This is a genomic window from Glutamicibacter soli (genome assembly GCF_052322135.1).
GTDB lineage: Bacteria > Actinomycetota > Actinomycetes > Actinomycetales > Micrococcaceae > Glutamicibacter > Glutamicibacter soli.
Window position 1 is genome coordinate 1,467,004 of record NZ_CM125969.1, and the last position, 10,399, is coordinate 1,477,402.

At 64.9% G+C, this 10,399-nt stretch carries 14 protein-coding genes; 8 read left to right on the top strand and 6 right to left on the bottom strand.

The features are described 5' to 3' along the window. Positions 1-23: 23 nt before the first annotated feature. The 6 genes from ACTX90_RS06975 to ACTX90_RS07000 all read right to left on the bottom strand — a co-directional run bounded on the left by ACTX90_RS06975 (position 24) and on the right by ACTX90_RS07000 (position 4,994). Entirely contained in the window at positions 24-482 is a 459-nt protein-coding gene (locus tag ACTX90_RS06975) for a MarR family winged helix-turn-helix transcriptional regulator (protein WP_231735968.1), read from the bottom strand. Next, positions 466-1,602 (bottom strand): LLM class flavin-dependent oxidoreductase, encoded by a 1,137-nt coding sequence (locus ACTX90_RS06980; protein WP_443443610.1) that lies wholly within the window; start codon positions 1,600-1,602, stop codon positions 466-468. The genes ACTX90_RS06975 and ACTX90_RS06980 overlap by 17 nt, the downstream gene beginning before the upstream one ends. A gap of 222 nt (positions 1,603-1,824) precedes the next feature. Further along, entirely contained in the window at positions 1,825-2,199 is a 375-nt protein-coding gene (locus ACTX90_RS06985) for a flagellar assembly protein FliW (protein WP_047118814.1), read from the bottom strand. Then, positions 2,196-3,071 carry a flagellar hook-associated protein FlgL gene (gene flgL, locus ACTX90_RS06990; protein WP_047118815.1) on the bottom strand — a complete coding sequence of 292 codons (876 nt, stop codon included), beginning with the start codon at positions 3,069-3,071 and terminating at the stop codon, positions 2,196-2,198. Before flgL ends, ACTX90_RS06985 begins: the two co-directional genes overlap by 4 nt. Before the next feature lie 9 nt (positions 3,072-3,080). Next, entirely contained in the window at positions 3,081-4,493 is a 1,413-nt protein-coding gene (gene flgK, locus ACTX90_RS06995; RefSeq protein WP_443443611.1) for a flagellar hook-associated protein FlgK, read from the bottom strand. Between the two features lie 9 nt (positions 4,494-4,502). Beyond that, positions 4,503-4,994: a flagellar protein FlgN gene (locus ACTX90_RS07000; RefSeq protein ID WP_047118817.1), complete on the bottom strand. Its 492-nt coding sequence runs from the start codon at positions 4,992-4,994 to the stop codon at positions 4,503-4,505. 257 nt (positions 4,995-5,251) lie between these two features. Here ACTX90_RS07000 and ACTX90_RS07005 point away from each other — a divergent pair, with 257 nt between their 5' ends. The 8 genes from ACTX90_RS07005 (at position 5,252) to fliE (ending at position 10,393) form a co-directional block, all read left to right on the top strand. After that, complete coding sequence (locus ACTX90_RS07005) at positions 5,252-6,070, top strand: sigma-70 family RNA polymerase sigma factor (protein WP_424679184.1); 819 nt, start codon at positions 5,252-5,254, stop codon at positions 6,068-6,070. A 113-nt stretch (positions 6,071-6,183) separates the two neighbouring features. After that, positions 6,184-7,050, top strand: coding sequence for a flagellin N-terminal helical domain-containing protein (locus ACTX90_RS07010; RefSeq protein WP_053797838.1), 867 nt, complete (start codon positions 6,184-6,186; stop codon positions 7,048-7,050). A gap of 147 nt (positions 7,051-7,197) precedes the next feature. Continuing rightward, on the top strand, positions 7,198-8,502 hold the full coding sequence (gene fliD, locus ACTX90_RS07015; RefSeq protein WP_443443613.1) for a flagellar filament capping protein FliD: 1,305 nt from the start codon (positions 7,198-7,200) through the stop codon (positions 8,500-8,502). Continuing rightward, positions 8,502-8,915: a flagellar export chaperone FliS gene (gene fliS / locus ACTX90_RS07020; RefSeq protein ID WP_047118821.1), complete on the top strand. Its 414-nt coding sequence runs from the start codon at positions 8,502-8,504 to the stop codon at positions 8,913-8,915. Before fliD ends, fliS begins: the two co-directional genes overlap by 1 nt. Next, positions 8,908-9,231, top strand: a complete 324-nt coding sequence (locus tag ACTX90_RS07025; protein WP_443443614.1) for a hypothetical protein — start codon at positions 8,908-8,910, stop codon at positions 9,229-9,231. Before fliS ends, ACTX90_RS07025 begins: the two co-directional genes overlap by 8 nt. 123 nt (positions 9,232-9,354) lie before the next feature. After that, entirely contained in the window at positions 9,355-9,696 is a 342-nt protein-coding gene (locus ACTX90_RS07030) for a flagellar basal body rod protein FlgB (RefSeq protein ID WP_047118823.1), read from the top strand. After that, positions 9,693-10,088, top strand: a complete 396-nt coding sequence (locus ACTX90_RS07035; protein WP_047118824.1) for a flagellar basal body rod protein FlgC — start codon at positions 9,693-9,695, stop codon at positions 10,086-10,088. Before ACTX90_RS07030 ends, ACTX90_RS07035 begins: the two co-directional genes overlap by 4 nt. After that, the gene (gene fliE, locus ACTX90_RS07040) at positions 10,088-10,393 is read left to right on the top strand and encodes a flagellar hook-basal body complex protein FliE (RefSeq protein ID WP_052772314.1); all 306 of its coding nucleotides are present in this window, start codon (positions 10,088-10,090) and stop codon (positions 10,391-10,393) included. Before ACTX90_RS07035 ends, fliE begins: the two co-directional genes overlap by 1 nt. Positions 10,394-10,399: the final 6 nt, after the last annotated feature.

The window sequence follows — 10,399 nt, forward strand, 5'->3', positions numbered from 1 at the left end:
TCCGCCGGCGTTCGGCGTGCGCGCTACTGGATGGCGCTGCGCAGCTTGGAGGTCAGCTGCTGCAGCTGGATGAACTCGTCTTCGCTCAGCGCCGTGCCGATCTGCTCGTAGATGTGCTTGACGTGTTCCCGGCCGATCTCCTGCTGGACCGCCAGCCCCTTGGGAGTCAGCGACAGCTGCATCGCGCGCTGGTCGGTCGGGTCGGCCTCGCGGGTGATCAGGCCCTTGTCCTCCAACCGGGTGACCATGCGGCTCAGGCTCGGCTGCGAGATCAGCAGGTAGCGGTTCAGGTCGACCAGGCGGCTGCGGCCGCCCGGGCAGATGCGAAGGTTGAACAGCACATCGTATTCGCGCATGGAGAGCTTGTGGAACTCCGGCTTGGCGCTGACCTTCCTCATGACGGCCACCTGCGCCCGGAAGAGCGACTCCCAGGCGTCGATGGTGACCTTCACGGGGGCGGGGGTGTTACTGGTCCCGGTCACTGACTTCAGGCTCCTTTGGGGCGTTGGCTTGCTCAGCCTTCAGTTTAGCCTCACGAGCGGCCACGAGGCCTGCATGTGTCGGTGCCGGGGTCAGGTCCTTCGGCGCGCGGGCGTCCATTTCCCTGCGCAGCTCGGGCAGCACGTACTCGCCGAACATGTCCAGCTGGTTCAGCACGGTCTTCAGCGGCAGGCCCGCATGGTCAATAAGGAACAGCTGGCGCTGGTAGCTGCCGAAGTACTCCTGGAAGCTCAGCGTCTTCTCCAGCACCTGCTGCGGGGAACCGACGGTCAGCGGGGTCTGGGCGGTGAAGTCCTCCAGCGACGGGCCGTGGCCGTAGACCGGGGCGTTGTCGAAGTACGGGCGGAACTCCTTGACCGCCTGCTGCGATTCCTTGGCCATGTAGAACTGCCCGCCCAGGCCCACGATCGCCTGGTCGGCGCGGCCGTGACCGTAGTGCTCGTAGCGCTCGCGGTACAGATTGATCAGCTGCTGGTAGTGCTCCTTCGGCCAGAAGATGTTGTTCGCGAAGAAGCCGTCGCCGTAGTAGGCGGCGATTTCCGCGACCTGCGGGGTGCGGATCGAGCCGTGCCAGACGAACGGGGCCACGTCGTCCAGCGGGCGCGGGGTGGAGGTGAAGTTCTGCAGCGGGGTGCGGAAGCGGCCTTCCCAGTTCACCACGTCCTCGTCCCACAGGCGGCGCAGCAGGTTGTAGTTCTCCACGGTTAGGTTGACCGAGTCCTGAATGTTCTTCCCGAACCACGGGTAGACCGGGCCGGTGTTGCCGCGGCCGAGCACGAGGTCGGTGCGGCCGTTGGACAGATGCTGCAGCATGGCGAAGTCTTCGGCGATCTTCACCGGGTCGTTCGTGGTGATCAGCGTGGTCGTGGTGGACAGGATGATGCGTTCGGTCTGCGCCGCGATGTAGGCCAGGGTGGTGGTCGGCGAGGAGGAGAAGAACGGGCGGTTGTGGTGCTCGCCGATGGCGTAGACATCCATGCCGATTTCCTCGACCTTTTTGGCGATGGCGACTTGGGCGTCGATGCGTTCCTTCTCTGTTGGCACACGACCGGCGGTGGGATCGCGGGTGATGTCACTGACTGAGAAAACTCCGAACTGCATGCCTACTCCTATTAGCTGGTGAAACGTCGCATCGTGTGCTCGTCTCCAATTTATATTCATATGCATGTAACAACAAGTTGAGGCGTCAATTATTCCCGAGGTGGGAAGCTGCGATGCAGAGACCAAATCGGATTCCGCCTGAATCGCTACTGGGCAGTATCCAGGCGGAAAAGAAAACTCCGCCGGAAGGAAAGTAAACAATCCTTCCGCCGGAGTTCGAGGCTAGGCGCTCAGGTCATGGCGCAAAGGCCAATCCTGCGATTCAAGCAGGACCTGGGCGCACTGCCCGGTGTCGTCGTTGACCAAGAGCGGCGCGAAGAGGTTGGCGCTGGGTCGCTGGTCGGCGGTGTTGACCACGGCAAGGACCAATCGCGCGTTCTGCGCCGGCCGGCCGACCGCCGCCAGGTGGTCTTCGGAGAACTGCGGTGTGTAGTGCGGCAGGTGCACTGCGGTCTCGAGGACGAACCAGCGCAATGATGGCGCCTCGGGGGATGACAGCGCAAAGAGGCCCGGGGCGCCGTCGACAGCACAAAGCTCCAGCGTTTGCGCCTGCGGGAATCCGGGCAGGGCGGAGGACGGGATCAGTTTGCGGCTCATCGCAGGAAGTCCATGAGTGAAGGCTGCAGGGTGCGGGCCGCGGCGGACAGCGCCGCCTGGTAGGCGACCTCTTGGCTCTTGAGCTCCAGGATGGCGGTGGCGAGGTCGATGTCCTCGGTGCCCGCGCGCCGGGCCTCGAGGTTGACTGCATCGCCCAGCAGGCTCTGCTCGGCCGTGCGCACCGTGGCGTGGCTGGCGCCGACGGAGGCCTGGGTGGCAAGGATGTTCTGCAAGTGGGCATCCACCGTTTCAAGTCGTGAGGACACATTGACGCCATTGCGCAAATCCTGCGCGATGGAGGAGATGAGGCTGAAGACGCTGTCCGGGCCTTGGCCGAAGGCGGCAGCGCCGTCGGCGTCCACGCGCACCGAGGAATTCGGCCCGATCCGGCGCAGGACCTCGCTGCCCTGGGAGAACTGCAGGTTCTCATCCAGCGCGCTGCCGGCATCCGAGGTGCCGGCAAACAGGAAGCGCCCGCGGTACTGGGTGTTGGCCACCCCGACCATCTGCTCACGCAATTGGTCGAGTTCAAGGGCGATCGCTTCCCGGGCCTCCGGTCCGAGCGCTCCGTCGTTGGCTCCTTGGGCAGTCAGGTCGCGCACCCGGTGAAGCAGGCTGGTCGCGGCGGACAAGGCGACGTCCGTGGAAGACAGCCAGCCATTGGCATCCGCTGCGTTCCGGGAAAACTGCGCGTTCTGGCGCTGCTCGGTGCGAACCGCCATCGCCTCGGCGGCCCCCGCCGGGTCGTCGCTGGGCCGGCTGATCTGCTTGTTGGAGCCGATCTTGTCCTGGATCGTGGCCAGCCGGGCGGCCGCGGCGGCGAGGTTGCGTTCGGCATTGAAGCTGAGCGCCGACGTGGTAATGCGTGTCATCTGCAGGTCCTATCGTCCAACACGGCCGGTGCCATTGATCAGGGTGTCCAGCATTTCGTCCAGTGCGGTGAGCACTCGGGCAGCGCCCTGGTAGGCATGCTGGTGGCTGAGCAGGGCGATGTTCTCCTCGTCCAACGACACCGCGGAGGCGCTGTGGCGCGCGGTGACGGCACCGTCCGCGGCCATCGCGCTGGACAGCGCCTGGGTTGCCTCGGCGCGGCTCGTGGTTCCCACCTCGATCACCAGCCGCGACCACAGCGCGTCGGCGCCGTCCGGTGCCTTGCCCAGCTCGGCCAGCTTCTGGGCGTTCGAGCCGTCCAGCGCGCCGCCGCCGGGCAAGCCGGTGGCCAGCTGGGACCCGTCGTGGAGCAGCACCTTGATGCTGCCGGCTGGGTTTGCCGGATCGATGCCGAAGAAGTCGCCGCCAGGCGTGCCGGCACTGGTCAATCCCGAGTGGTGCACCTGGTTGACCGCCTCGGCAAGGCGCAGGGCGATCCGGTCCAGCTGCGCGGCAGCCTGCGCCAGCGGCCCCGAGCTGTAGGAACCGGTGGCGGGGGAGAGCACCGCGAGCCCTGCCGCGATGCTGCCGGCATCCAGCGACACCTGGTCGTCAGGCCGGTGCGACCAGCGCACGGAGACCGCGGCGTCCTCGCTGTTCCGGCCTCCGGACAGCTGCAGCGAGCGGGCAGTAGTCCCGGTGACCAGGGGGCTGCCCTCCAGCAGTACGTCCACGGTTCCATCGGGCAGCTCGCGCACGCTCGCGCCGGACAGCTCGGCCAGGCGCTCGACCAGCTGCGAGCGCTGGTCGAGCAGCGCAGCGGGCGAACCACCGGCGGCGGTGAGCGAACGGATCTGCCCGTTCAGCGCCGCGACGCCCTGCGCGGTGGCATTCAGATCGTCGATGCGGGTGCTCAGGTCCTGGCGCTGGGAGGTCCACTGGCCGTTGATCTCGTCATCCATCTGGACGATGCGGTCGACCGCCGACTGCGCGCGCTGGAGCAGCACGGCCCCCGCGGCGGCGTCGCCTGGCTGGCCTGCCACGTCTTCCCATCCGGCCCAGAAATCGTTGAGCAACGCGGAGAGGCCGTTCTCGCCCGGTTCGCGCAGGATTGATTCGAGATCTGCCATCGCATCGGCGCGCACCGAGCTCTGCGAGGCCAGCGCGACGGTGCCTCGGACGCGGGCGTCCAGGCTGGCGTCGGCCAATCGGGCGATGCCGGTGAACACGACGCCTTGGTCGATGCGCCCGGACGAGGTGATCTTGCCGGTGGAGGCCACCGCCCCTGCGGATTGGAACTCGGCACGCTGCCGGGTGTATCCCGGGGTGGCGACATTGGCCAAGTTGTTCCCCGCAACCTCCATGGCAGCTCGCGCCGCGTTGAGCCCCGACAGGGCGGTATTCAGGCTCCCGAAGGTGCTCATCTGGATTCCTTAGACATTGGTGTCGAGTATGCGGGCATCGGTGCCTGGAACATCGGCCGCTCCGCTGCGGCCATAGGTCGATGCCGAATCGCCGAGGTTCGCAAGGGTTTCCTGGGCCGAGCGCTGAGCGGCTCGGAGGAACTGCTCATTGGCGTCGCGAGTCGCCGCGATGACGTTGGTGTATTCATGGATCGCCGTCAGATGGGAGGTGAGGATCTCTCCCCACGGCCCCACTGGCGCGAGCGCAGCCAATTCGGAGAGCGACGAGTCCGGGTCGCCGCCCCAACTTTCGGCCACCTCGCGGGCGACCAGCGTGCGTTCCAGGCTGGTATGGTGCATGCGTTCCAGCACATGTTCGATTTCTCGAGTCGCTGCCGAAAGCCATTGCGTTTTGCCGGCAATGAGCAGTAAATTCTGTTCCTCGAGTTTGAAATGGAGCAGTTCAAGGCATTCCCGTTCCTTGAACAGGAGCGTCGACAGCTCATTTACCCGATTGGTCATGATTCTCCAATTCTGGCATTTCCCCAAAATGCCTCGATAACCAATAGTATCGGCGGCGAGTGGAAGACGGTTAGCGGCGCCGGGTCGCCAGGCGCCTACGAAGGCCCGAAAAACTGGAGACAATACGTCCGAAAACGCCTCATAAATAGCGTTTGTCAAAAACCCTCATGTAGTTCTAATGTTAGTTCGCGTGGCCGATTGTCTAGTTGGGGTAGACACATAGCCAATCGCACTCTGAGATAAAGGACTCCGGCACAGTGGAGCTTGAAGCACGCAATGAATTGGTTTTGGCAAACCTCCCCCTTGTCGGATATCTAGCAGCTGAACTTTGCTCGAAAGCGACGCATCTTTCGCGCGAAGATCTCGTCTCCGTCGGCACCATCGCGATGATCAGCGCTGCCGAATCATTCGACCCCTCCCGTGGAGTGCCTTTCGGCGCCTTCGCCCGCCGCCGGATCATGGGTGCCTTTGCCGACGATATGCGTTCGAACGATTGGGCGACCCGTGGGGCGCGCCAGAAAATCACTGCAACCCGCAACGTCCAGGAAGCCTTGACCGGTGTTCTGGGACGCCAGCCATCGGAGCATGAGTTGGCCGACGCCATGGGCGTGAGCAGCGCGGACGTGCGCGCGGTGATGGCCGATGCCGAGCGCAGCGTGGTGGCGCTGGAGGAAACCATGCATGACAGCCTCCTGTCCGAGATGGGAATCCCGGAGGAAAACATCCTGCACCGCGAACGCATCAGCGTGATCCATGCGGCCGTGCAGTGCCTGCCCCAGAAACTCCAGATCCTGATCCGCCGACTCTTTTTCGAAGGCGCCACGGTCAAGCAGATTGCTGCCGAGGCGGGCGTGACGCATTCGGCAATCTCGCAGCAGCGCACCGTCGCCCTCAAGCTGCTGCACGAAGCCATCCAGACGCATTACCTCACCGACCGGCCGCCCGTCGTGCAGCCCAAGCTCACGAAGTCCGCCCAGGCGCGGCGCGACAGCTACCTCGACGAGTTTGCCCACCAGGCAACAGGCGGACGCTTGGACGACTGGACCGGTCCGCCGATGACAGCGGATATTGCGTGATGTTCGAGGTGGAAGCATCCCGCTAACCGCTCGCGGAGTACGGCCGATAGTTGTTCACGAGGTCCATGGACGGACCTAGGTAAACAACACCCGTTCTCACGGAGGAAAACATCATGGGTATGCAGATCAACACCAACCTCGCGGCGCTGAATGCTCACCGCAACCTGTCCAACACCCAGAACGACCTGTCGAAGTCGCTGGAAAAGCTGTCCTCGGGCCTGCGCATCAACCGCGCGGCAGACGACGCCGCCGGACTTGCCATCTCCGAAGGCCTGCGTTCGCAGGTCAATGGCCTGAACGTTGCCGCCCGCAATGCCCAGGACGGCATCTCTGTCATCCAGACCGCTGAAGGCGCGCTGACCGAGGTCCACTCGATCCTGCAGCGTGTGCGTGATCTGGCAGTACAGGCCGGCAACGACTCGAACAATGCGGAATCCCGCAAGGCCATCACCACCGAAGTCACCGCCCTGGTCGACGAATTGGGACGCATCGGCGACACGACCAACTTCAACGGCATCAACCTGCTTGATGCCACTGCCGGCTCAACCGGCAACGGCGTCATGTCCTTCCAGATCGGCGCCGGCACCGGCGGCGACAGCCAGATCTCGCTGGATCTGAGCCAGGGCGGCATCGACATCAAGACCCTGGCCACCGATTTGAAGGCCGCGATCGTGACCACCGACGGGTTCGCGTCGGCCTCGGTTGCGGCAGCGACCATCGGCACCGTCGACACCGCCATCACCAGCGTGTCCAGTGGTCGCGCGGCCTTGGGCGCAGTGCAGAACCGCTTTGAATCGGCGATCAACTCGCTGAATGTGTCGCGCGAAAACCTGCAGGCGGCCGAGTCCCGCATCCGCGACGTGGACATGGCCGGCGAGATGGTGAACTTCACCCGCTCGAACATCCTGTCCCAGGCTGGTACCGCCATGCTTGCTCAGGCCAACCAGTCCAACCAGGGCGTCCTGAAGCTGCTGGGCTAACCACCCGCTGGCTAGCCGCTGCCGGCCACGCGCGTCGGCGCGCCGGAATCCGGCAGCCTGGCGCCCCGCGCCCGGAAAGAGGCCGAAAGGCCCTTTCCGGGCACGCGGGCACGTACATCATCTTTCACAGTCCGGGAGGCAGTATCCGTGGGAATTTCTCTTGATGGCCTGGCCAGTGGATTGGACACCGCCGCCCTCATCAAGTCGCTGATGCAGGTCGAAGCGATTCCCCAGACCATGCTGAAAAATCGGGTCACCGCAACGCAGACCATGGTCTCGGCGCTCCAGTCGCTGAATACCCGCGTCGCGGACGTAGCCAAACTTTCGGCCACCCTGGCCAAACCCGAGGCGCTGCAGAAATTCACCTCGGTATCCAGCTCAAACTCGATCACCGTGAAGACCTCCGACGGGGCCGCGACTGGATCTCTGGAATTGACCGTCGGCCAGCTCGCCCAGCAGCAGGTCACCGTCACCGGACCGCTCACCGAATGGGACAGCTCCTCCTTCACGCTGAGCTCGGCCGGCAAGGACTACAGCATCACCGCCGTCTCCGCGTCCCTGGACGACGTGATCACCGCGGTCAACGCTTCCGAGGCGGGAGTCAAGGCCGTCAAATTCGCGGTCGGCGACGGAACGTACCGCGTGCAGTTCACCGCGGACGCCAGCGGAGCGGCGAATTCCTTCTCATTGGCCGGCACGGCCGTTCCCTTCACCCAGATCCGTGCCGCGCAGGATGCCACGGTCACGCTCTGGGCCGGCAGCGCCGCGGAGCAGACAGTCAGCTCCGCGTCGAATACCTTCGCCGGGCTCATGCCGGGTATCGACGTGAGCGTTTCCAAGACGTCGAGCGATCCGGTCACCCTCACCGTGCAGCGCGACATGGCAGCCGCCGCCAAGGAAGCCTCCTCCCTGGTGGACTCGCTGAACGGACTGCTGAACTTCATCTCCGCCAACTCCTCGGTCACCATCGGCACCGGTGGCGCCACCAGCGGCATGATCTTCACCGGCGACAGCATGGTCCGAAGCATCACGCAGCGCCTCACGGATGCGGCGATCAGGCCGGTGGACGGGCGTTCGCCATCGGAAATCGGCATTTCGATCACCCGAGAGGGAAAACTCGATTTCGACGAAGAGAAATTCACCAAGGCGCTGAACGCCGACCCAGCGCGGGTGCAGTCGGCCTTCGCCACCCTGGCCAAGCGCGTGGAAACTGTCAGCAGCGAACTGTCCGACAAGTATTCCGGGGACATCAGCTCGCGCATCAAGGGGCAGGAAACGACGATCACCCGGCTCAATGACCAGATCTTGAATTGGGACCGCCGGCTGGAAAGCCGGGAAGCGAGCCTGAAGCGCATCTATTCAGCCCTGGAAGTGCAGCTGAGCAACATGAACGCCCAGCAGTCCTACCTCGCTTCGCAACTTGCCTCGCTGCCGAGCACCAAGGAGAAATAATGCTCAATCCTGCCCAGAAGATCGCGCAACTAAACCGGGAGGCGATCCTTTCCGCCAGCCCGGCCAAGCTGCTGACCATGCTCTACGACCGGCTGATGGTCGACCTGCATCGGGCCAAGAGCGCCCAGGACTCGGCGAACTGGGGCGCAGCGGCAGAGAACCTGCTGCACGCCCAGGCGATCATTGCCGAGCTGTCCTCCAGCCTCGACGACTCGGCGTGGTCCGGCGGCGCGGGGCTGCGATCCCTCTACGTTTTCGTCACCCAGCTGCTCATCGATGCGAACATCCAGCGCAACATCCAGCTCACCGCCCAGGCCATCGAGTTGCTCAAGCCGCTGCAGGAAGCATGGCACGAGGCCGCGGCTTCCCCAGGCGGCCCGGCAGTGCAGCACGCGGGGGTCAACGTTGGCTGAAGTACTTGCATCGCAGTGCAGCACCTGGGACCAGCTGCTCGACGAACTTGAGGCCCGCTGCGCCCGTCTGGCCGCCGCGCTGCACGTGGACGCACAGCTCGTCGACCTGGACATCGCCGCCTGGAAGGCCCCTGAATCCGGAATGCCGCTTCCAGCCCGGCTTCGCCAGCGCGCCGCCGAGGTCCTGGGGCAGCTGGGCGAGCTGATCGATGCCTACGCCCGACGCAAAAACGACATCGCCGCCCAGCTCAGGGCCGTTGACAGCGTGCCCCGTCCGCCAGCGGACGCCGCCGTGTACCTTGACGCGGTTGGCTAGGGAATTCGGCTAACCGGGCCCGCAAAGCAACCGATAGTTGCTTCTGTCATGGGGGAGCATGGATCGCTCGCAAGCCCCGTTGCCCACGGATGGGCCCAGCTGAAGACTCTGGAGCGACACGTCTTGTTTGAATCTGTGACCTCTGCAGCGATGGAGAGCGCCCTGAACGCGCTCTCCCTGCGCCAGCGCGCCATCGCGAATAACATCGCGAACGTGAACACCCCGGGGTACCAAGCCCGTCGGGTGGACTTCGAGTCCGCGCTGGCCGCATCGATTTCGCAAGGCAGCGGCGAGGCCGTCGCCAGCACCAACCGGTCCCTGGAACCCACGCGGCTGGACGGCTCGAATGTCAACCTTGACACCGAGACGCTGTCCAACGTGGACACCATGCTGCGCTACCAGTTCGCGACCCAGGCCGCTTCGGGCACCTTCAGCTCCATCCGCACCGCATTGAAGGGCAGCTGATGTTCGACGCCATCGGAATCGCCGGAACCGGCCTGACCGTCCACCGCAAGTGGCTGGACGCGGTGTCGGACAACCTGGCCAACGCCAACACTGCGCGCAGCACCGACGACGAGGCTTTTCGCGCCCAGTACGTCCTGGCGCGGGCGGGGGACGACGCCAACGGGGTGTACGTCGCGGGCATCGAACGCGGCGACGCCGAGGGCCGGATCGTGCACGAGCCCGACCACCCGTTGGCCGATGCCGATGGCAACGTGCGTTATCCCGATATCGACCTGTCGGAACAGATGGGCTCCCTGATCCTTGCCCAGCGCGGCTACCAGGTCAACGCCGCCGTGGTCGACCGCGCCCGTGAAAGCTATCAAGCCGCCCTGCAGATTGGACGTGGCCAGTAATGAACTTCGAGATCACCCCCGTGTCGGCCACCACCCCGACAACCCCTGCCGGCTACCGCCAGGCGGAACCCCGCAGCAGCGACGGCTCGGCCTTTGCCGCCACGCTGGGCAGCGCGCTGGCCGAGGTGCAGCAGCTGCAGTCGACCTCCAACGACCTGTCGCTCAAGGCAGTCACCGGCGAACTGGCCGACATCCATACCGCGACCCTGGCCTCCGCGCGCGCCTCGCTGGCCCTTGAAACGGCAGCGACCTTCCGCAACCGCGGCGTGGAAGCCTTCAACGAGATCATGAGGATGCAAGCCTAGTGGCAA

Bases quoted from the DNA above. Each gene is read 5' to 3' on its own strand.
- flgL (WP_047118815.1), bottom strand. From the start codon at position 3,071: ATGACACGCATTACCACGTCGGCGCTCAGCTTCAATGCCGAACGCAAC.
- ACTX90_RS07000 (WP_047118817.1), bottom strand. From the start codon at position 4,994: ATGACCAATCGGGTAAATGAGCTGTCGACGCTCCTGTTCAAGGAACGG.
- fliE (WP_052772314.1), top strand. From the start codon at position 10,088: ATGAACTTCGAGATCACCCCCGTGTCGGCCACCACCCCGACAACCCCT.
- ACTX90_RS06985 (WP_047118814.1), bottom strand. From the start codon at position 2,199: ATGAGCCGCAAACTGATCCCGTCCTCCGCCCTGCCCGGATTCCCGCAG.
- ACTX90_RS06980 (WP_443443610.1), bottom strand. From the start codon at position 1,602: ATGCAGTTCGGAGTTTTCTCAGTCAGTGACATCACCCGCGATCCCACC.
- flgK (WP_443443611.1), bottom strand. From the start codon at position 4,493: ATGAGCACCTTCGGGAGCCTGAATACCGCCCTGTCGGGGCTCAACGCG.
- ACTX90_RS07010 (WP_053797838.1), top strand. From the start codon at position 6,184: ATGGGTATGCAGATCAACACCAACCTCGCGGCGCTGAATGCTCACCGC.
- fliS (WP_047118821.1), top strand. From the start codon at position 8,502: ATGCTCAATCCTGCCCAGAAGATCGCGCAACTAAACCGGGAGGCGATC.